At 66.5% G+C, this 19,397-nt stretch carries 21 protein-coding genes; 12 read left to right on the top strand and 9 right to left on the bottom strand.

All coding sequences use genetic code 11. The annotated features are described in order from the left end of the window. Positions 1–107: 107 nt before the first annotated feature. Genes E3N85_RS01900 through E3N85_RS01910 form a run of 3 tightly spaced genes read left to right on the top strand, consistent with a single transcriptional unit; the run spans position 108 to position 1,697 of the window. Positions 108–1,070, top strand: a complete 963-nt coding sequence (locus E3N85_RS01900; protein WP_134458797.1) for an alpha/beta fold hydrolase — start codon at positions 108–110, stop codon at positions 1,068–1,070. A 52-nt stretch (positions 1,071–1,122) separates the two neighbouring features. Beyond that, positions 1,123–1,329: a toxin-antitoxin system HicB family antitoxin gene (locus tag E3N85_RS01905; protein ID WP_241978250.1), complete on the top strand. Its 207-nt coding sequence runs from the start codon at positions 1,123–1,125 to the stop codon at positions 1,327–1,329. Next, entirely contained in the window at positions 1,326–1,697 is a 372-nt protein-coding gene (locus tag E3N85_RS01910) for a type II toxin-antitoxin system death-on-curing family toxin (protein ID WP_134458799.1), read from the top strand. Before E3N85_RS01905 ends, E3N85_RS01910 begins: the two co-directional genes overlap by 4 nt. Before the next feature lie 44 nt (positions 1,698–1,741). Here E3N85_RS01910 and E3N85_RS01915 read toward each other — a convergent pair whose 3' ends face one another. Beyond that, positions 1,742–3,121, bottom strand: coding sequence for an alpha-hydroxy acid oxidase (locus E3N85_RS01915; RefSeq protein WP_134458801.1), 1,380 nt, complete (start codon positions 3,119–3,121; stop codon positions 1,742–1,744). Positions 3,122–3,133: 12 nt separating this feature from the next. Continuing rightward, a complete protein-coding gene (locus E3N85_RS01920) occupies positions 3,134–3,850 on the bottom strand; it encodes a FadR/GntR family transcriptional regulator (protein ID WP_134458803.1) in 717 nt (238 codons plus the stop codon). A 95-nt stretch (positions 3,851–3,945) separates the two neighbouring features. Between E3N85_RS01920 and E3N85_RS01925 the strand changes: the two genes are divergently transcribed. After that, entirely contained in the window at positions 3,946–4,689 is a 744-nt protein-coding gene (locus E3N85_RS01925) for a dienelactone hydrolase family protein (RefSeq protein ID WP_134458809.1), read from the top strand. A gap of 68 nt (positions 4,690–4,757) precedes the next feature. Here E3N85_RS01925 and E3N85_RS01930 read toward each other — a convergent pair whose 3' ends face one another. Next, positions 4,758–5,678, bottom strand: coding sequence for a 2-hydroxyacid dehydrogenase (locus E3N85_RS01930; protein ID WP_134458811.1), 921 nt, complete (start codon positions 5,676–5,678; stop codon positions 4,758–4,760). A gap of 100 nt (positions 5,679–5,778) precedes the next feature. Between E3N85_RS01930 and E3N85_RS01935 the strand changes: the two genes are divergently transcribed. After that, entirely contained in the window at positions 5,779–7,245 is a 1,467-nt protein-coding gene (locus tag E3N85_RS01935; protein WP_134458813.1) for a peptide MFS transporter, read from the top strand. A 39-nt stretch (positions 7,246–7,284) separates the two neighbouring features. On the opposite strand, the gene E3N85_RS01940 is transcribed toward E3N85_RS01935, so the two are convergent. Both E3N85_RS01940 and E3N85_RS01945 read right to left on the bottom strand, forming a co-directional pair. Then, positions 7,285–8,730: an MFS transporter gene (locus E3N85_RS01940; protein WP_166783826.1), complete on the bottom strand. Its 1,446-nt coding sequence runs from the start codon at positions 8,728–8,730 to the stop codon at positions 7,285–7,287. Beyond that, positions 8,727–9,230: a MarR family winged helix-turn-helix transcriptional regulator gene (locus E3N85_RS01945; RefSeq protein ID WP_134458817.1), complete on the bottom strand. Its 504-nt coding sequence runs from the start codon at positions 9,228–9,230 to the stop codon at positions 8,727–8,729. The genes E3N85_RS01940 and E3N85_RS01945 overlap by 4 nt, the downstream gene beginning before the upstream one ends. Positions 9,231–9,308: 78 nt before the next feature. Here E3N85_RS01945 and E3N85_RS01950 point away from each other — a divergent pair, with 78 nt between their 5' ends. After that, positions 9,309–10,157 (top strand): alpha/beta fold hydrolase, encoded by an 849-nt coding sequence (locus E3N85_RS01950; RefSeq protein WP_134458819.1) that lies wholly within the window; start codon positions 9,309–9,311, stop codon positions 10,155–10,157. A 9-nt stretch (positions 10,158–10,166) separates the two neighbouring features. Continuing rightward, a complete protein-coding gene (locus tag E3N85_RS01955; protein WP_134458821.1) occupies positions 10,167–11,219 on the top strand; it encodes a biotin/lipoate A/B protein ligase family protein in 1,053 nt (350 codons plus the stop codon). A 31-nt stretch (positions 11,220–11,250) separates the two neighbouring features. On the opposite strand, the gene E3N85_RS01960 is transcribed toward E3N85_RS01955, so the two are convergent. Then, on the bottom strand, positions 11,251–11,589 hold the full coding sequence (locus E3N85_RS01960; protein ID WP_134458823.1) for a GNAT family N-acetyltransferase: 339 nt from the start codon (positions 11,587–11,589) through the stop codon (positions 11,251–11,253). Positions 11,590–11,638: 49 nt separating this feature from the next. Between E3N85_RS01960 and E3N85_RS01965 the strand changes: the two genes are divergently transcribed. Beyond that, positions 11,639–12,571: a site-specific DNA-methyltransferase gene (locus E3N85_RS01965; RefSeq protein WP_134458825.1), complete on the top strand. Its 933-nt coding sequence runs from the start codon at positions 11,639–11,641 to the stop codon at positions 12,569–12,571. Between the two features lie 70 nt (positions 12,572–12,641). Here the strand turns inward: E3N85_RS01965 and E3N85_RS01970 are convergent, their stop codons facing one another. Next, positions 12,642–14,057, bottom strand: coding sequence for a GH1 family beta-glucosidase (locus E3N85_RS01970; protein ID WP_134458827.1), 1,416 nt, complete (start codon positions 14,055–14,057; stop codon positions 12,642–12,644). 113 nt (positions 14,058–14,170) lie between these two features. Here E3N85_RS01970 and E3N85_RS16170 point away from each other — a divergent pair, with 113 nt between their 5' ends. Beyond that, complete coding sequence (locus E3N85_RS16170; RefSeq protein ID WP_166783827.1) at positions 14,171–14,308, top strand: hypothetical protein; 138 nt, start codon at positions 14,171–14,173, stop codon at positions 14,306–14,308. Positions 14,309–14,346: 38 nt separating this feature from the next. Further along, positions 14,347–15,087 carry an amidase domain-containing protein gene (locus E3N85_RS01975; RefSeq protein WP_166783828.1) on the top strand — a complete coding sequence of 247 codons (741 nt, stop codon included), beginning with the start codon at positions 14,347–14,349 and terminating at the stop codon, positions 15,085–15,087. A gap of 118 nt (positions 15,088–15,205) precedes the next feature. On the opposite strand, the gene pgm is transcribed toward E3N85_RS01975, so the two are convergent. Beyond that, a complete protein-coding gene (pgm, locus tag E3N85_RS01980) occupies positions 15,206–16,822 on the bottom strand; it encodes a phosphoglucomutase (alpha-D-glucose-1,6-bisphosphate-dependent) (protein WP_134458831.1) in 1,617 nt (538 codons plus the stop codon). A gap of 35 nt (positions 16,823–16,857) precedes the next feature. Here pgm and pheA point away from each other — a divergent pair, with 35 nt between their 5' ends. After that, positions 16,858–17,814, top strand: a complete 957-nt coding sequence (pheA, locus tag E3N85_RS01985; protein ID WP_134458833.1) for a prephenate dehydratase — start codon at positions 16,858–16,860, stop codon at positions 17,812–17,814. Next, on the top strand, positions 17,811–18,275 hold the full coding sequence (locus tag E3N85_RS01990; protein WP_134458835.1) for a hypothetical protein: 465 nt from the start codon (positions 17,811–17,813) through the stop codon (positions 18,273–18,275). Before pheA ends, E3N85_RS01990 begins: the two co-directional genes overlap by 4 nt. A gap of 79 nt (positions 18,276–18,354) precedes the next feature. Here E3N85_RS01990 and E3N85_RS01995 read toward each other — a convergent pair whose 3' ends face one another. Then, on the bottom strand, positions 18,355–19,341 hold the full coding sequence (locus E3N85_RS01995; RefSeq protein ID WP_134458837.1) for a diacylglycerol kinase family protein: 987 nt from the start codon (positions 19,339–19,341) through the stop codon (positions 18,355–18,357). Positions 19,342–19,397: the final 56 nt, after the last annotated feature.

Below are 19,397 nucleotides of genomic sequence, written 5' to 3' on the forward strand. Positions count from 1 at the left end.
GCCCCGCACCGGCTGCTGCCTGACCACGCGGCGGGGCTGCCGAAAGAGAATGTCGGTGCGTGACGACCGGCCGGGCCGCGGCGGCCGGGCGCTCTAGGCTGGCAGTCATGTACATCGACCTGCCCGAAGCCGAACTCCGCACCTATCGCAGCGGTCAAGTCGACCCCGCCGATTTCGACGTGTTCTGGGCAGACACACTCGCCGAGGCCGACAGATATCCGCTCAATGTCATCGCCACGCGGGTCGACTCCGGGCTGAGCACGCTCGACGTGTTCGACGTGACGTTCGCGGGGTTCGCCGGGCAGCCGATCAAGGCGTGGTTGCGCGTTCCCCGTGGCGCAGGCGCTCCGTTGCCGACCGTCGTGCAGTTCCACGGTTACGGCCGGGGGCGCGGGCAGGCGTTCGAGAACCTGCTGTGGGCATCCGCCGGGTACGCTCACTTCGACATGGACCTGCGCGGTCAGGGATTCAGCGGGAGCACCGGAGACACGGGCGACGATGCGGGCAGCGGACCCCAGGTGCCCGGATTTCTGACTCGCGGCATCGATTCCCGCGAAACGTACTACTACCGTCGGCTGTTCACCGATGCGGTGCGCGCCGTCGCGGCGGCCCGCAGCCTCGAATATGTCGACTCTGCGCGAGTGGGCGTCGTGGGCACCAGCCAGGGTGGCGGTATCGCGCTCGCCGTGGCTGGGCTCGTGCCCGATCTGGCCGCCGTGGTTGCGCTCGTGCCGTTCCTCTGCGACTTTCCGAGGGCATCCGTCATCACCGACGCGTTGCCGTACCGTGAGATCGGTCAGTACCTCGCGACCAATCGGCTGAGGGTGGCACAGGTGCACGACGTACTGGCCTACTTCGACGGCGTCAACTTTGCCAAGCGCGCCACCGCGCCGGTGACCATGACGGCGGCGCTGATGGATCCGATCTGCCCGCCGTCAACCGTGTTCGCGGCCTATAACAATTACGCCGGACCGAAGCAGATCACGGTCTGGCCTTACAACGGGCACGAGGGCGGAGCCTGGGAAGACGACGCACTCGCCCTGCGCGCCTTTCGCGAGCGCGTCGCCTGAACAGCCCACGGGCCCCCTTGTCGCAATGAATGTGGAGCGATACCATTTTGGTATGGCCATCAACGTGCGCATCCCGGAGGAACTCGACCGCCAGCTTGAGGCACTCGCGACGGCGCAACATGTGTCGAAGCACGCATTGCTGCTCCAGGGCGCAACATTGATTGTCGACCACTACTGGCGGCGCACCGAGATCGAATCCGGCCTGCAATTCGTGCTGCGCCACGACGCCGGGTTGCTGCAGCGCCTCGAAGACGCGTGACCCAGTACCTGGAGGTCGCTGACGCACTGCAGGTCACCGGGCGGTACGGATTCCATGCACGAGATGCCGGCCTGCTGGTGTCCGCACTCGCGCGACCGTCCGCGTCCACGTTCGGAACGGATGCCTACGCGAGCTTCGATCGCAAGGCTGCAGCCCTGCTTGAATCGCTCGTGCATAATCATCCGCTGGTGGACGGCAACAAGCGCACCGGCTGGACCCTCATGGTGCTTTTTCTCTGGATCAACGGTTTCGCCCACGATTTCACCGTCGCTGAGGGTTTCGATTTCGTGATCGGCGTCGCCGAGGGACTCATCGACCTCGATGAATCGGAACGACTCATCGCTGCGCACCGGGTCAAACGACCGTAACCGGGTGGCGGCGCAACTCAGAACCGTCGGCGCCGCCATCTCGCCTACTTTGCCGGAGCCGCCTTCTTCGGCGCACGCTTCACCGGCGTGCTCGTGACAACAGCGGATGCGCTGACCGTCTGCTTCGGCGCAGCAGCTTTGCGCACCGGGGCCCTGCGCACCGGAACCGCCTCGGCGGCGGTGACCAGGGGCGCGGCGACCGGCACCAGCCGGGCTAGCTGGGTCACGTGGCCGGGGTTCAGTTCCTCGAGCGCGTTCACACCGAGCAGCCGCATGGTGCGGGCCACCTGCTCCGACAGAATCGCAATCGTGCGGTCGACCCCGGCCTCGCCGCCGGCCATGAGGCCGTAGAGGTAGGCGCGGCCGATCATGGTGAAGCGGGCGCCGAGGGCGATCGACGCGACGATATCGGCCCCCGACATGATGCCCGTGTCGAGGTGCACCTCGGTGTGTGCTCCGACCTCGCGGGCGACCCGCGGCAGCAGGTGGAACGGGATCGGCGCGCGGTCGAGCTGACGACCGCCGTGGTTCGAGAGGGTGATGCCATCAACGCCGAGGTCGACGAGGCGCTTGGCGTCCTCGATGTTCTGCACACCCTTGACGACGACCTTGCCTGGCCACTGCGCCTTGATCCAGGCGAGGTCCTCAAAGTCGACGGTCGGGTCGAACATCGTATCGAGCAGGTCGGCGACGGTGCCGCTCCAACGGTCGAGGCTCGCGAACGAGAGCGGCTCGGTGGTCAAAAAGTTGATCCACCATTCCGGGCGCGGCAGGGCGTTGACGACGGTACCGAGGGTGAGCGCCGGCGGAATCGAGAAGCCGTTGCGCTTGTCGCGCAGGCGGGCGCCGGCGACGGGCACGTCGACGGTCACGAGCAGTGTGTCGTACCCGGCCTTCGCGGCCCGGTCGACGAGCGCCATCGAGCGGTCGCGGTCCTTCCACATATACAGCTGAAACCAGTTGCGGCCGTTCGGGTTGGCGGCCTTGACGTCTTCGATCGAGGTCGTGCCCATGGTGGAGAGCGCGAACGGAATGCCGGCCCTGGCCGCGGCGTGCGCCCCGGCAATCTCACCCTCGGTCTGCATCATGCGGGTGAAACCGGTGGGCGCGATGCCGAAGGGCTGCGAAACCTGGGCACCGAGCACATTCCAGCCGGTCGATACGGTCGACACGTCGCGCAAAATGGACGGGTGGAACTCGATGTCTTCGAAAGCCTGGCGGGCCCGGTCGATTGAGATCTCGGCCTCGGCGGCCCCCTCGGTGTAGTCAAACGCGGCCTTCGGCGTGCGCTTCCTGGCGATGACGCGCAGGTCGTTGATCGTGAGCGCCGCAGCGAGGCGGCGCTTCTTCGCGTTGAGCTCCGGGGTCTTGAATTTGAGGAGCGGGGCCAGGTCTTTGATCTGGGGGATGCGTCGTTGAACCATGGGCGTCCTTGTCTAGTGGTCCTGCAGATGGGTCTCGGCGTAGTACCCCGAGATGTGGGCGTGCACGGCGAGGCGGGCGGCATCCGCTTCGCCGGCCACGATGGTGGCGAGAATGCCGCGATGCTCGAGCATGAGGCGCGCGGATGTCGCCGGCCAGCTCGCGAGACCCGCCGCGCCCGCCCGCGCGTACCCCTCGATCGCGCTGCGAAGACCGGCCATGGTCGCCATGATCACCTGGTTGCCGTTCGCTTCGGCGAGCGAGAGGTGGAACTGGGCGTCGAGGGCGAGGAATTCGGCTTCGGTGCGGGTCTGGGCTTCCATCGCGGTGAGGATCTGCTCGCAGCCCGCCAGGTCGGGGGAGCCGGTGCGGCACGCCTCGGCCAACTCGGCGACGATCGCCCCCTCCAATACGAGGCGGGTCTTGACCACATCGGTTACCGCAAAGCCCTGCGCCGCGACCTGCAGGCGCATGAGCGCCGACATGCCGCCGCCGGGGCGCGCGACGATGATCGCGCCGGCCGAGGGCCCGGAACCAACGGCGGTACGAATGAGCCCGAGCACCTCGAGCACGCGCAACGCTTCGCGCACGCTCGACCGGCCAACGCCTATGTCGGCCGCGAGGGTGCGCTCGGGCGGCAAATGATCGCCTGGGCTGAGCCGGCCCTCGAGCAGGTCGAGCTCGACGGCGTCGAGCACGACCTGCCAGGCACGCGGGCTGTTCGCGGTCACGGTGTCCTCTCGATCAGGCTGTCTGTGGTCTGACCACAGGCTACCGGACTTTGCGTGGTTTGCGGGATACAGTTTCAGCTAATCCGGGAGAAAGCATGACCTTCGCACCTCAGCTCATCGACCTGAAACTGCTCGACGGACCGGGCGGCAGTGCCGGTCTGAAGGCGATCCTCGCGATCCCGGCCGGCGACGGCCCATGGCCCGGCGTCGTGCTCGTGCACGAGGCGTTCGGGCTCACGGACGTCATGCGTCGCCAGGTCACCAGGATGGCCGAGGCCGGCTATCTGGCGCTCATGCCCGACCTCTTCACCGAGGGCGGAACCCGCAAATGCCTCGTCGCCACCTTTCGCACACTGTCGGCCGGTGCCGGCCGGGCCTTCGTCGACATCGAGTCAGCTCGCTCGTTCCTGAGCCAGCGCAGCGACTGCACCGGTCGCATCGGTGTGCTCGGGTTCTGCATGGGCGGCGGCTTTGCGCTCGCCACGGCCACCCGCGGTTTCGGCGCTTCCTCGGTCAACTACGGTCGGCTGCCCAAGAATCTCGACGACCACCTGCTCGGCGCCTGCCCGATCGTCGGCAGCTTCGGCGGTGCCGACCGCTCCCTCATCGGCGCCGCGGCCGCCCTCGACTCCTCCCTCGATCGGTTGAAGATCGAGCACGACGTGAAGGAATACCCGCTGGCCGGGCACGCCTTTCTCAATGATGCCGAGACCGGGCCGCGGGTGTTGCGTCCCGTGCTGGCACGCATTCTCGGCGCCGGTCCCGACCCGGTCGCCGCCGCCGACGCCTGGACGCGCATCGAGGCGTTCTTCGGCGAGCATCTCGGGGCGCCACGGTAACCAAGCCCGGCACCCGCGCAAGCCGCCGCGAACACGGCCGTCGCCGGCTGAGCGGAATGGCGCAGCGACTAACTCGTCAACACGACGTTGAGCGGGGTCTCGCCGCGCAGCATCCGCTCTATCTGCTCACGCACGAGCCGGGCCATGCGCGGCAGCATGGCGCTCGAGGCGCCACCGACGTGCGGTGAGATGAGTACATTGGGCAGCGCGAAGAGCGGATGCCCGGCCGGCAGCGGCTCTGGCTCTGTCACGTCGAGTGCGAGCCGGAGGCGGCCGTCGGTTGCGTGCCGGAGCAAGGCATCGGTGTCGGCGACCGGGCCTCTGGCGATGTTCACGAGCAGGCTTCCGTCACGCATGCGGCACAGAAATGCGTCGTCGACGAGGTGAGTCGTCTCGGAGGTGAGCGGTACACCGACGACCACGATGTCGGCCTGTGGCAGCAGCTCGGGCAGGGACTCGAGGCCGTAGATCGCGCCGTGCTCATCGCTGCGCGCTGTGCGGGCCACCCGGATGACCGTGGTTTCGAAGGCGAGCAGCCGGCTTTCGATCGCCCGGCCGACGCCGCCGTAGCCGAACAGCAGCACGGTGCGATCGGCGAGGCTGGCGTGCTGCTCTGGCGCCCATTCGCCCCGGTCCGCAGCGCGCACGAAATCGGGAATACCGCGCTGGGAGGCGAGGATCAGCGCGAGGGTGAGTTCAGCGGTCGAAGTCTCGTGCACGCTCGCCGCATTGGCGAAAACGTGCCCCCGTGGGAGTACCTGGCCGACGCCGTCGAAGCCGATGGACTGGCTCTGCACCATCCGGGCGTCGACGCCGGCGAGGTGCGCGAGCCGATCGGTTGCCCCCATATATGGCGTGACGACGATGTCAAACCGCGGCCGCGGAGCCGGGCCGTCGAGCGCCCACAGGACGACCTCGACGCCGGCGGGCAGTTCGCCGACTGCCTCGCGCAGCACGGAGTCGGGCAGGCTGACCAGCAATGAGCTCATGCCCCGAGCCTACTTCGCCAGCGCGCATGCAGTCCCGTTCGCCTCGGTTGGCAGTCGAGGAGGCTGTGCCCCGTTCCGGGGTGCTTGCTACCATTGAGTAATGAGCAAAGTCGTCGACCACGCTGCTGTCCACGAGGATCGGGGCTTCTTCGGGCAGCCGCGATCACTCGCCAACATCTTCGGCGTTGAGATGTGGGAGCGCTTTTCGTTCTACGGCATGCAGGGCATACTGCTGTTGTACCTGTACTTTTCGGTGGCCGACGGCGGACTCGGGATTCCCCAGGCCACGGCGGCCGGCATCGTCGGCGCGTACGGTGGTGGTGTCTACCTGTCGACCATTCTCGGCGCGTGGGTCGCCGATCGTCTTCTCGGTTCCGAGCGGGTGCTGTTCTACAGCGCCATCGTCATCATGATCGGCCATATCGCCCTGGCCGTCGTGCCGGGAGTCGGCGGCCTCACCGCCGGCCTCATCCTGGTCGCCGTCGGCAGCGGCGGGCTCAAGGCCAACGCGACGTCCGTCGTCGGCTCGCTCTACGCTCCGGACGACCCCCGGCGCGACGCCGGGTTCTCGTTGTTCTACCTCGGCATCAACCTCGGCGCATTCGCTGGGCCAATCCTCACCGGTCTGCTGCAGAGCACGATCGGTTTTCACTATGGCTTCGGTCTCGCCGCGGTGGGCATGGCGATCGGTCTGACCCAATACTCGCTCGGGCGCAAGCGGCTGCCGGATACCGCCCGACAGGTGCCGGACCCCCTCCCGCGATCTCGCTGGCCCGGTTTTGCCCTCGGGACGATACTCGCGCTCGCTGCCATCGTCGTGCTCGTACTGACCGGTGTGATCACCGCGAGCAATCTGGTCACCATCGTGATTGCGCTGACGGTCGCCTCCGCGGTCGCCTATTTCGTGGTGATTCTCACGAACCGACAGATCACCCCGGTAGAACGCAAGCGTGTCTACGCCTTCATCCCGCTCTTCGTGGCCAGCGCCGCGTTCTGGTCGCTGTATCAGCAGCAGTTCACGGTCGTCACGATCTATTCCGACGAGCGGCTCAACCGTGACCTGTTCGGCTGGGAGATGCCGGTGTCCTGGGTGCAGTCAATCAACCCCGTCTTCATCATCGTGCTCTCCGGCATCTTCGCCGCCTTATGGACCAAGTGGGGATCGAAGCAGCCGTCTACGCCGATGAAGTTCGCGGTCGGAACCGCGGTCATGGGCGTTGCCTTCCTGTTGTTCCTGCCGTTTGCCGGCGGAGCGGTCAATTCAACGCCACTGCTGGCGATGATCGGTATTCTGCTGGTCTTCACGGTCGCGGAACTGCTGCTCTCGCCGGTCGGGCTCTCCGTCGCCACCAAGCTCGCACCCGCGGTGTTCAAAACCCAGATGGTCGCGCTGTTCTTCCTCTCGGTCGCGCTCGGCTCTGCCGTGTCGGGGGTGCTCGCCACCTGGTACGCGACGGCTCCCGAGCGACTCTATTTCGGAGTACTCGGCGGCATCGCGATCGTGCTGGGGCTCATGCTCGCCCTGATCGCCCGCCCGGTGCTGCGCCTGATGGGCGGGGTGCGCTAAACCCTTCCCGAATCCGGAGCGCTGGCGCTACCGATACTGCTACCGCGGAACAGCAGCCTCGACGATCGCGATCTCACGCGTGACGTTATCGCGGTTGCGCTCGGCCAGGCTCTCGCGCTCCAGAGCGGGATCCCGATCGAACTCGTTCGCTTGTGCAGACCTTTCCGGCTCGGGCACGTTTGTCCGGGACCGGCGACTCGGACTAACGGCGGCCTCCTCGCGCCCGTCACCGGCGTGCAGCACTCGCACCCGCGGTGACGAGAACGGATGCAGCTGCACCCGTAGTCGGCGATAGCGCACCATCCAGAACAGCACGACGGCCGCGGCCAGCAGGCCGGACATCGCCGCGAGGCCGAGCGCCCAGCGCGGGCCGAAGGCATCCGCTACCCAGCCGACGAGGGGTGCGCCGAGGGGGGTGCCGCCGACGAAGATGGCCATGTAGAGCGCCATGACCCGGCCGCGCATCTCGGGCCGGGTGGTGGTCTGCACGTAGGCGTTCGCGGTCGTCATGAGGGTCAGCGCGGACAGGCCGACGAGTACGAGAGATATGGCGAAACTGGCATATGACGGCATGATCGCCGACAGCGCGCAGGCCACGCCGAAGAGGGCGGCGCCGAGCACGACCAGGCGCAGCCGCGCACGGCTGCGCCTGGCGGCGAGCAGTGCTCCGGCAACGGCACCGACAGCCATGATCGAGCTGAGCAGGCCGAACTCCGCGGCCCCGCGACCGAATTCGATCGTGGCCATGGTCGAGGTGAAGATGGCGAAGTTGAGGCCGAAGGTGCCGATCAAGAAGACCGCGATCATGACGACGACGATGTCGCTTCTTCCCCGCACGTAACGAAAGCCAGCCACGAGCTGCCCCCGCTCGCGGGACACCTTCGGCTGGCGTCGCAACTGGCTGGTGCGCAGCAGGGCCATCGCGACGACCGTCGCGGCAAAGGTGACCGCATTGATCATGAACACCCAACCGGCGCCGACGGCAACCGTGAGCAGGCCGGCCGCGGCCGGCCCGATCAGACGCGCTCCGTGGAACGAGGCGGAGTTGAGTGCGACCGCGTTGGACAGATTGTCTTCGGCGACGAGCTCGGAGACAAAAGTCTGGCGAGCAGGCGCATCGATCGCGGCGACGACACCGAGGCCGAAAGCGAACAGGTAGACGTGCCAGAGCTGGGCCACCTCAAGCACGGTCAGAATGCCGAGGCCGAGGGCCAGCAGCCCCATCAGTGTCTGGGTGAGAATGAGCAGCTTGCGCCGGTTGAACCGGTCGGCGATCAGACCGGACCAGGGCATGAGCAGCACCATCGGTCCGAGTTGCAACGCCATGGTGATGCCGACCGCGGTCGCGTTGTAGTCAGTGAGCTGGGTCAGCACGATCCAGTCCTGCGCGGTGCGCTGCATCCAGGTGCCGATATTGGACACCAGGGCTCCAGCGAACCAGATGCGATAATTGACGACGCTCAGTGAGCGAAACATGGCACTCAACTGTCGGCAAGCTCCTTCATGATGACGGTCGCGTCGGCGAGGGTGCTGCGTTGTTCGGGGCTGAGTTGGGCGACGCGGAGCACTAGCCAGGCGTCTCGACGCTTGCGGGTTTCGGTCATGATCTCGGCGGCGGCATCGGTCGTGCTGAGCACAATCTTGCGGCCGTCCAGGGTGGAATCGGTGCGGGTCACCAGGCCGGCATCGACGAGACACTTCACCGTGCGGGTCATCGATGGCGGGGTGACCCGCTCAAACTCGCTGAGTTCGGTGAGCGTCAGCGGGCCGTGCAGGTAGAGCACGCCGAGCGCCGAGAACTGGCCGCTGCCCAATTCGTTCTCTGCCTTCTCCTGCCGCAGGCGGCGAGCCAAGCGGCCATTGGCCAGCCGAAATTCGTGGCTGACGTCGCTCACGTCGCGGTCGCGCCCGGCCTCTATTGCGATCGGGGGCTGCGCCCTGATGACGCCGAGCGTGGCGGGTGTCGGAGGCGTTCGAGATTCCATATATGCTTAGCATAGCAAATTAGTTTAGCTAAGTACATTGCAGAGCGTTCCTGTTCGTAAACAGGGCAGACTGGCTTCGTGCCCACATATACGGATGCCTCCGGCCTGGTTGTCAGCTACTACGTCTGGCCGGTCGATGCCCCGCGGGCCGTTGTGCAGGTCGCCCATGGCGTCGGCGAACACGCCCAGCGTTATGCGGCGCTCGCGGCCGATCTGAACCGGGCCGGGTATACGGTGTATGCCGACGATCACCTCGGCCACGGCCAGACCGGACTGGCCCAGCACGGTGGCGATCACACCAAGCTGGGCCGACTCGGCGCCGGCGGGCTGCGCGCGGCCGTAGCCGGCGTGCATCAGCTGAGCGGGATCATCCGCTCACACCACCCGACCCTGCCCCTCGTGCTGCTCGGGCACAGCTGGGGATCGTTCATGGTGCAGATGATCGTGAACGAGCACGCGGCCGAGTACGACGCCATCGTGCTCTCGGGTACCGCGTATCGCTGGCCAGGCTACCTCGACGGCGGCGATCTCAACCGCAAGCACCAGACGCTCGGCACCACCGGGGTTGAGTGGCTCAGCCGGGACCCGGCCGTCGCGGCGGCCTTTGTGGCCGACCCGTTGACCACGGCGACGCCGCTCGCGAAGCTCTTCGGCATTCGCGAGGCCGCCCGCCTGTTCGGCCGCCCAGCCCGCGACCTGCCCGGTCACCTGCCGATGCTCGTGCTCGTTGGCGGGGACGATACCGTCGGGGGGGAACGCAGCGCGCTCAAACTGGTGAACGCCTATGTCCAGCGTTCCGGACTGCAGGACGTACGCCTGATTGTCTATCCGGGCGCTCGACACGAAGTTTTCAACGAGACCAACCGCGACGAAATCATCGGCGACCTCGTGGACTGGCTCGACGAGCGATTGCCACCCACGCCGTAGGCTGATTTCATGCATGGTGAATATAAGGTTCCGGGCGGCAAACTGGTCGTCGTTGATCTCGATGTCATCGACGACGTCATTGCCAATTTTCATCTGGCCGGGGACTTCTTTCTCGAACCCGATGATGCCCTCGAAGATATTGACGCCGCCGTGACCGGCCTTCCCGCTGGCAGCTCGGCGGCCGCGATCGCCGCTGCCGTGCGCGGCGCACTGCCGAGCGGCGCCATTCTGCTCGGTTTCTCGCCGGAGGCCGTCGGCGTCGCCGTGCGCCGTTCGCTCGCCCAAGCGAGCACCTGGCGCGACTACGACTGGCAGATCATCCACTCGAAAACGCCCGTCGCTCCCGTGATGCAGATGGCGCTCGATGAGGTGCTCGCGACCGAGGTTGGTGAGGGGCGCCGCCCCCCTACCCTGCGTATTTGGGAGTGGAACGAGCCGGCCGTCGTCATCGGCAGTTTTCAATCACTCAAGAACGAGGTCGACCCGGAAAGCGCCGCCAAGTACGGCTTCACCGTGGTGCGGCGCATCAGCGGCGGCGGCGCCATGTTCATGGAGGCCGGCTCGGTCATCACCTATTCGATCTACGCACCGACCGACCTCGTGCAGGGCATGAGCTTCGCCGACTCGTACGCCTTTCTCGACGAGTGGGTCATCACCGCGCTCAAGTCCCTCGGCATCGATGCGTTCTACCAGCCGCTCAACGACATCACGAGCCCGACCGGCAAAATCGGCGGGGCCGCCCAGAAGCGCCTCGGCAGCGGCGCTGTGCTGCACCACGTCACCATGAGCTACGACATGGACGGCGAGAAGATGGTGCAGGTGCTGCGCATCGGCCGGGAGAAGCTCAGCGACAAGGGCATCACGAGCGCCGCCAAGCGGGTCGACCCGCTGCGCAGCCAGACCGGCCTCAGCCGCGCTGCCATCATCGACCGCATGACCGAGACCTTCACCGGCCTCTACGGCGCCACCAAGGGCGACGTCACGGCCGAGGAATACGCGAAGGCCACCGAGCTGGTGGCGAACAAGTTCAGCACCGAAGCCTGGCTGACCCGGGTGCCCTAAAGAGCGACGAGCGGATGCCCGGGCCCAGCCGCTACTGTCCGCGGGTGAGCAGGTCCTGGTATTCGGCGTGGGTGTCGATCCAGTGCGCCACGTAGGAGCACTCCGGCACGACGGCGAGGTCGGTGTGCACCCGCACGTCGTCGAGCGCCTGCTCGACCATAATGCTTGCGAGGCCATGGGCGCGCTGCGCCGGATTGACCTCGGTGTGGGTGAAGTGCACGGCCGTCGACGTTGTGGTGTAGTCGGCCAATCCCACGCTCTCATTGTCGAGCCAGACCGTGTAGCGGCTCTGCCCTGGGTCGTGGCGCACGTCGACAGTCCCGGCATCGGCCAGGTTCTGCGAGTGGATGGTCGTCGATTCTGCAGTCATCCCGACAGACTAGGCCGATCAGAGTCGCCTAGGCTGAAAGAATAGACAAATGCCAAACGCGTGGACACCGACCAGCCCGAGCCGTGTCGTGCACGCCAACAACCTCGACGTGCTGCCGAGTCTGCCCGATGGCGCCTTCACCCTGATCTACCTCGACCCGCCGTTCAACACCGGCCGATCGCAGAAACGCCAGAGCACCACCTCGGTGCGCTCGGTCGCCACCGACGGATCCCACGCGGTCGGCACGATCACCGGGTTCAAGGGGCAGCGTTACGAACGGATCAAGGGCGACCTGCTCGGCTACGACGACCAGTTCGAGGACTATTGGGCCTTTCTGGAACCGCGTCTGATCGAGGCCTGGCGGCTGCTGGCCGATGACGGCACGCTGTACCTGCACCTCGACTACCGCGAAGCGCACTACGCCAAGGTACTGCTCGACGCCCTGTTCGGCCGCGAGTGTTTTCTCAACGAGCTCATCTGGGCCTACGACTACGGCGCGAAATCCAAGAACAAGTGGCCCACCAAACACGACACGATTCTGGTCTATGTAAAAAACCCGGCGAGGTACTACTTCGACTCCACCACCGTCGACCGCGAGCCGTACATGGCGCCCGGCCTCGTCACGCCCGAAAAGGTGGCCAAGGGCAAGCTGCCCACGGATGTCTGGTGGCATACGATCGTCTCGCCCACCGGCAAGGAGAAAACCGGTTACCCCACCCAGAAACCGATCGGGATTCTGCGCCGCATCATTCAGGCGTCGAGCCGGGAAGGAGACTGGGTGCTTGATTTCTTCGCTGGCAGTGGCACGACCGGTGCGGTCGCGGCCGCGCTCGGCCGACGCTTCGTGCTCATCGATCAAAACCCCGAGGCGGTCGCCGTCATGCGGGCCCGCTTCGGGCCGGTGCCGGGCGTCGACTTTCTGGAAACTGGACTGCCCGAGGATCTTCTTCGGAGCCGGTCCCGTACTCGCGGCACTCGTTGAGGAAGCGGGCACCCCTGGGAACAGGTGCCGCCGTCCGTAACGGGTGCCGCGAGACCTCGTCGCGCGCGGCTCAGCTCGTGTGTGCCGCCAGAATGTGTGCCGCGTACATGCGCCCGCTGTCTTTCACCGTGCGCTCGAGTGTGTCGTAGTCCACTCGCACGATGCCGAAACGTTTTTCATAGCCGTACGACCACTCGAAGTTGTCGAGCAGCGACCACACGAAGTATCCGCGCACATCGGCGCCGGCCGCGACCGCCTCGCCCACCTTGGTGATGTGCGCCACGATGTAGTCGGTGCGTTGGGCGTCATGCACAGCGCCGTCGGTACTCACCGCGTCGTCGTAGGCTGCGCCATTCTCGGTCACATAGAGCGGTGGCAGCCGGTCGTACTCCTGGCTGAGCCGCACGAGCAGCAGGCGCAGCCCGTCGGGGTTGACCTCCCAGTCCATCGCGGTGCGCGGCAGCCCGCGGCTCGGAAAAGTGATGTACTCCGACCCGATCCACGGCGACGCGACCGGTCGGGTGGCGCCGCCGGCGTGGGAGTCGCTCGCCGCGGCATCCGCATGCCCACTCACGAGGTCATCGTGATAGTGATTGACGCCGAGAAAATCCAGCGGCGCGCCGATGATCGCCAGGTCGTCCGAGTGGATGACCTCGGCCAGCCCGAACGGCGCCAGGTCACGCAGGGTGTCTTCGGGGTAGGAGCCGCGCAAAAGCGGGTCGAGGAAGATGCGGTTCGCGAGCGAATCGAGGCGCCGGGCCGCCTCAACATCGACCGGGTCGGCGGCATCGCGCGGCACGGCATTGGTGAGATTGAGCGTGATCCCGAGGTGTTGGGCGCCGGCCGAACGCAGCGCGTTGACCGCGAGCCCGTGCGCGAGATGCTGGTGGTGAACGGCGGCGACCGCCGCCCGGCCATCCTGCCGGCCCGGAGCGTGCACGCCCGATCCGTAGCCGAGCAGCGAGGAGCAAAACGGTTCGTTGAAGGTGGTCCAGTGGGTGACCCGATCGCCGAGCGCAGAATAGACATCACTCGCATAGTCGACGAACCGGTAAGCGGTGTCGCGGTTGGCCCAGCCCCCCTTCTCTTCGAGCGCCTGCGGCAGGTCCCAGTGATACAGCGTGAGCCAGGGCAGAATGCCGGCGCCGAGCAACTCGTCGACCAGCCGGGAGTAGAAGTCCAGCCCCTGCCGGTTCAGGGCGCGGTCGCCCGGTCGCACCCGTGCCCAGCTGGTTGAGAACCGGTAGGAGTCGAGGCCGAGTGAGGCCATGAGCTGCACGTCCGCCGGCATCCGGTGGTAGTGATCCACGGCCGTGTCGAGGTCGTCGCCGCCCGCGATAGCGCCCGGAACCCGCGCGAACTCATCCCAGATCGAATCCTCCTTGCCGCCCTCGTGGCCGGCACCCTCGATCTGCGCGGCGGCCGTCGCCGACCCCCAGAGAAATCCGTGCGGCCAGGTGAACGGTGCGGGCTCGGTCTGCGACATAAAAACACGGTACCGTGCGGCAGCGCGTGCAGCCAGTATTTGGCGCTGATGTTGTTCGGCACCCGCCGGAGCGAATTCAGGACTCTGATATTCGTCGCCGCTAAGCTCGAACCATGCTGCAGAACAACGAACCCACCGAGGCGGATCAACGACGTCTCCGCCGCCGGTTTCTGATCGGCGTCATCATCGTCGGAGTGCTCGTCGCCCTCGCGGCGATCGCGCTCTACCTCAGCGCCGCCGTCAGCGTCTAAGCCGTCACAGGCAGGCTCCTAAACGAAGTGAGAACATTGTGCAGCTAACCCGGTGGCAGCGACTCGGCCTGACCACGGCAGTCGGAGCCGTGCTCGCGGTCGGCGCGACCGCGCTCGTCGTGCAGGCCCTCGAGGGCTCCGCCGACTCCGCCAAGACCGCGCAGACAACGGATGCCGTCGCCGCAACGGATGACCCGGCTCGCGTCACCCCTACCGCCTCCGCCGCCCCGGTCACGGTTGAACCGCCAGCGGAACCAGAGCCGGCCGTCAGCGCCCCCGTCAGCGCCCCCGTCAGCGCGCCCGTCAGCGCGCAACTGGACTACGTCGCGGCGCACTGGAAGCTGGAAAACTACAACTCCGCCGAGTGGGGCATTCTCGGCGAGAATGACTGCGTCAACTTTGCCAGCCAGGCCATGATCGCGCGCGGCTGGGTCATGGACAGCGTCTGGTCGAGTGCGAAGAACGGAAACGCCTACGACTCCTCAGCGGCGTGGCGCAGCTCCACCGCATTCATGGAATACATCGGGCAGACCGGCAGGGCCACGGCCCTGACCGATCAGCAGCGCGACCAGGTGAAGGTCGGCGACATCGCACAGTTCGACTGGGACAACACCGGCGACCGCGACCACACCGGCATTGTCACCAAGGTGGAGCGCGTGGGTGACACCATCTCGATCTTCTTCGCCGGGCACACCCTCGATTCCGATTTCCGCTCGGTCGACACGGCGATCACGGTGGACCACCCGGGGGCTACGGCGTACTACTGGAGCGTTCCCTAGGAACTCATTGTCGCGTGGGCCGCGTTGGGGACGGACCATCCGCTCCTCGGCTCAACCTTGAACTCGACATCCCGCGAATAACCCGTCCCCAGCGCTCCGTCTGCGGCGGGTGAGAGCTCTAGGCGATCGCGGTGTCGACGATGGCCTTGGCCTCGGCCTGCACGCGAGCCAGATGTTCGTCGCCGAGAAAGGACTCGGCGTAAATCTTATAGACGTCCTCGGTGCCGCTGGGCCGGGCCGCGAACCAGGCGTTCTCGGTGGTCACCTTGACGCCGCCGATCGCTGCCCCATTGCCGGGGGCAACGCTGAACGCGCCGGTGATCTTCTCGCCGGCAAGTTCGGTGGCTGTGATCATCGAGCCGTCGAGCTTGGCCAGTGCAGCCTTCTGCGCGGGCGTGGCCGCGGCATCCACTCGGGCATACGACGGAGCGCCGAAGTGCGCGGCTAGTTCCGCATAGCGCTGGCTGGGGGTCTTGCCGGTCACCGCGAGAATCTCGGAGGCGAGCAGGGCGAGCAGGATACCGTCCTTGTCGGTGGTCCAGACGGTGCCGTCGAAGCGCACGAAACTGGCGCCGGCGCTCTCTTCACCGCCGAAAGCGACGGACCCGTCGATGAGGCCGGGGACGAACCATTTGAAACCAACGGGCACCTCCCAGAGGTCGCGGCCGAGAAAGCCGGTCACCCGGTCGATCATCGTCGACGAGACGAGGGTCTTACCGACCGCGGCGTCGGGCTTCCAGCCTTCGCGGTGACTGTACAGGTAGTCGATGGCGACGGCCAGAAAGTGGTTCGGGTTCATGAGGCCGCCGTCGGGCGTGACGATGCCGTGCCGGTCGGCGTCGGCGTCGTTGCCGGTGAGGATGTCGTACTCATCCTTGTGGGCAACGACGGATGCCATTACCGAGGCGCTCGACGGATCCATGCGGATCTTCTCGTCCCAGTCCAGGGTCATGAACCTCCAGGTGGGGTCTACTTTCGGGTTGACCACGACGAGGTCGATTTCATAGCGGTCGCGGATGGCGCCCCAGTAGCCAACGCTCGCGCCGCCGAGCGGGTCGGCCCCGATGCGGATCCCGCTGGTGCGGATGGCCTGCATGTCGATGATGTTCTCGAGGTCGTTCACGTAGTTGCCGCGAAAATCATAGGTTTCAACGGCGCTCGGCTCGCTCCGTCGCACGCCGGCCAGGCCCCCGGCAATGAGGTCGTTGGCCCGGTTGGCAATCCACGAGGTGGCATCACTGTCGGCCGGACCGCCGTGCGGCGGGTTGTACTTGAAGCCACCGTCCATTGGCGGGTTGTGGCTCGGCGTGACGACGATGCCGTCGGCCAGGTCGCCGTGCCCGGCCCGGTTGTAAGCCAGAATTGCGTGGGACAGCGACGGGGTGGGCACGTAGTCATCGAACTCGTCGACGAGCACGCGCACGCCGTTGGCGACGAGCACCTCGAGGGCGGTCGTGTATGCCGGGCCGCTCAGGGCGTGCGGGTCGGTGCCGATGAAGAGCGGGCCCGTGATGCCCTGCCCGGCGCGGTACTCGACGATCGCCTGAGTCGTCGCACTGATGTGATCCTCATTGAACGCGGTGTTCAGCGAACTGCCGCGGTGCCCGGACGTGCCGAAGACGACGCGTTGGGCCGGCACCCGGACATCCGGTTTCAGGTCGTAATAGGCCTTGACCAGTTCATCAACGTCGATCAGGTCAGATTCCAGGGCTCGGGTGCCCGCACGTTCGCTCATGAGCACAGTCTGGCATCCCCAGTAGGCTGAGAGCCATGCCCGACGCGCCGAATCCGACCCCGACCCAGACTTACAGCTATCTCGGCCCGGCCGGTACCTTCACCGAAGCGGCGCTCGCCCAGGTGCCCGGCGCTCGCGGCCAGATCTGGCGTCCGGTCAACAATGTGGGTGAGGCCTTCGCCGATGTCGCGAGCGGCCGCAGCATGGCGGCAATGATCGCCATCGAGAACTCGGTCGACGGTGGTGTCACGGCCACGCAAGATGCCCTCGCAAGCGTGCCGAACCTGCGCATCATCGGCGAATACCTGGTACCGGTGAACTTCGTGCTCGTCGCCCGCCCCGGCACAACCCTGGACGATGTGCGCGTCGTCAACGCGCATCCGGTCGCCTACGGGCAGTGCCGCAACTGGCTCGAACGCACCCTGCCGAGCCACGGGCACATTCCCGCGTCGAGCAACGTCGCCGCCGCGTCTGCCCTGTTAGAAACTGATCAAGCGGATGCCGCGATCGCCCCGCCCGGTATCGACAAGCACCACGACCTCGTTGTTCTGGCGTCTGAAATCGGTGACAACCCGAACGCGGTGACCCGGTTCGTGCTTGTCGCCCGCACCGCCGAGCTCATGGCGCCGACCGGCGCCGACAAGACCAGCCTCATCATCGAGCTGCCGAGCGACCGCTCCGGCGCCCTGCTCGACATGCTCGAGCAGTTCGCCACCCGTGGCGTGAACCTCAGCCTGATTCAGTCCCGGCCGATCGGTGATTCCCTCGGCCGCTACCGCTTCGTCGTCGACGCCGACGGTCACATTCTTGACGAGCGCGTCGCCGACGCCCTGCTCGGACTGCGCCGTTTCAGCCCTAAAGTGATCTTTCTCGGCTCCTACCCGCGGGCGGACAAACGCCGAATCGAGTTCACCTCGCGCTACGACGATGGCATCTTCATCGAGGCGCGCGACTGGCTGCGCGGCCTGATCGCAGGGGAGCCCACCGAATGATCGAGCCGCGCTTTGACCCGGAGCACGATGCCCGTTATCAGCGTGGCTATGAGCCCGTTGCGGATGCCGCTGCGCCGGACTTATCGGCGTTTCTGTCGCCCGTCGCAGACAATCAGCCGGCAGACTTTGTTGGACCAACCGATGTCGGTTCGGTGCCCACACCCGACGCCGACGAGCCTCCCGACCAATTCGAGCCGCGTAATCCGTTCATCATTGCCCTGTGGATTATTGGGCCAGCCCTCATCATCGGCGGGCTGATCCTGCAGGTTCGCACGATTCTTGGCACGTATTTCAGCTCGGGCTTCGCGGGATCCTCGAGCGCCGAGGTGCCCATCGACATGGTGATGCAGCAGGTGATCTACACTCTCTCACCCGCACTTATCGCAACCGGCCTGGCCACTGTCGTCGGACTGCTGTTTTTCCACGCCCTGCGCTGGCGCTCCCGGTCGACCCGCCGATAAGGCGCGTGCGGGGTCGCAAAACGACCTGAACCGGCGGTGGAAGGTCGATTTACGACCCCTTCCCAACAGAAACGACACGCTACTCGGCCGGCACGCGCACGATGAGCGCGCCCGCGTCGGCGTGCAGCCTCACCTTGCGCACCAGACCGAACTCGTCGCCGTCGAGTTCGAAATCTTGGGGGTGCTCGAGCGCGATGCGAATGTCGGGCCCCCGCAGGGTCGTCATCACCCGTTCATTCGATGATTCAGTCGCCTGAATCATGCGGCGACCCACCGCTGAGCGGCGCAGCACCCCGTTCTCCCAGGTCACCCGCCGCCAGATGGTCAGCCAGCCGAGCACGCCCTTGGGCTGCAGCACGGCAATGTCGAGAATGCCGTCGTCGAGGCGCGCATCGGGCAGAAACTGCAGGTTGCCTGGCAGCAGCCCACAGTTGGCGACGAGAATGGCGCTCACCTGCGCCGGCCGGTCGACCCGCCCGGCAACGCTGTAACGGATGCGAAATGGCCGCGCTTTCGGCAGCGCCCGCGCCACCCCGTCGACGTAGGCGAGCCAGCCCACCTGCTTCTTGAGGTCGTCGCGTGTGTGGGCGATCATCTGCGCGTCGAGGCCGAGCCCGGCCATGACCAGAAAAACGTGTTCCTCCATCGCGCCGGCCTCGGTGGTCACGCTGGCGACGCCAAGGTCGATGGGCTTGTCGACACCGCTGAACGCGATCGATGTTGCGGTGTCAATGCTGCCGAGCGGCAGGAGCAGGTTGCGGGCGAGCAGGTTGCCGGTGCCCGAGGGCACGATGGCCATGGGCACTCCGGACTCGCGCAACGCCTCGGCTACGGCCCGCACCGTGCCGTCACCGCCGACCGAGAGCACCATGGCGGCGCCGGCATCGAGGGCCCGCTTGGTGGCTGACTGACCGACATCGTCGACGGACGTTTCAAACCATTGCGTCGCACCCCAGCCGGCGGCCCGCTCCGCTGCGGCCACGCTCGCCCGCAACCTGGCGAGGTCGACCTTGACCGGATTGTAGACGACGGCCGCGTGCTGGGCGAGGTTTTCGGAGGCGCTCACGAGGCTTACGCTACTGGGTTGCCCCCGCGATTGCCCGACGGCAGTCGCTTGTAGAC

This window comes from Cryobacterium sp. Hz9, from assembly GCF_004402825.1.
Lineage (GTDB): Bacteria > Actinomycetota > Actinomycetes > Actinomycetales > Microbacteriaceae > Cryobacterium > Cryobacterium gelidum.

What these genes read in the sequence shown, in the direction of transcription:
- E3N85_RS01900 (WP_134458797.1), top strand. Translation starts at nt 108, where the DNA reads ATGTACATCGACCTGCCCGAAGCCGAACTCCGCACCTATCGCAGCGGT.
- E3N85_RS01905 (WP_241978250.1), top strand. Translation starts at nt 1,123, where the DNA reads ATGGCCATCAACGTGCGCATCCCGGAGGAACTCGACCGCCAGCTTGAG.
- E3N85_RS01915 (WP_134458801.1), bottom strand. Translation starts at nt 3,121, where the DNA reads ATGGTTCAACGACGCATCCCCCAGATCAAAGACCTGGCCCCGCTCCTC.
- E3N85_RS01925 (WP_134458809.1), top strand. Translation starts at nt 3,946, where the DNA reads ATGACCTTCGCACCTCAGCTCATCGACCTGAAACTGCTCGACGGACCG.
- E3N85_RS01930 (WP_134458811.1), bottom strand. Translation starts at nt 5,678, where the DNA reads ATGAGCTCATTGCTGGTCAGCCTGCCCGACTCCGTGCTGCGCGAGGCA.
- E3N85_RS01935 (WP_134458813.1), top strand. Translation starts at nt 5,779, where the DNA reads ATGAGCAAAGTCGTCGACCACGCTGCTGTCCACGAGGATCGGGGCTTC.
- E3N85_RS01945 (WP_134458817.1), bottom strand. Translation starts at nt 9,230, where the DNA reads ATGGAATCTCGAACGCCTCCGACACCCGCCACGCTCGGCGTCATCAGG.
- E3N85_RS01955 (WP_134458821.1), top strand. Translation starts at nt 10,167, where the DNA reads ATGCATGGTGAATATAAGGTTCCGGGCGGCAAACTGGTCGTCGTTGAT.
- E3N85_RS01960 (WP_134458823.1), bottom strand. Translation starts at nt 11,589, where the DNA reads ATGACTGCAGAATCGACGACCATCCACTCGCAGAACCTGGCCGATGCC.
- E3N85_RS01965 (WP_134458825.1), top strand. Translation starts at nt 11,639, where the DNA reads ATGCCAAACGCGTGGACACCGACCAGCCCGAGCCGTGTCGTGCACGCC.
- E3N85_RS01970 (WP_134458827.1), bottom strand. Translation starts at nt 14,057, where the DNA reads ATGTCGCAGACCGAGCCCGCACCGTTCACCTGGCCGCACGGATTTCTC.
- E3N85_RS16170 (WP_166783827.1), top strand. Translation starts at nt 14,171, where the DNA reads ATGCTGCAGAACAACGAACCCACCGAGGCGGATCAACGACGTCTCCGC.
- pgm (WP_134458831.1), bottom strand. Translation starts at nt 16,822, where the DNA reads ATGAGCGAACGTGCGGGCACCCGAGCCCTGGAATCTGACCTGATCGAC.
- pheA (WP_134458833.1), top strand. Translation starts at nt 16,858, where the DNA reads ATGCCCGACGCGCCGAATCCGACCCCGACCCAGACTTACAGCTATCTC.
- E3N85_RS01990 (WP_134458835.1), top strand. Translation starts at nt 17,811, where the DNA reads ATGATCGAGCCGCGCTTTGACCCGGAGCACGATGCCCGTTATCAGCGT.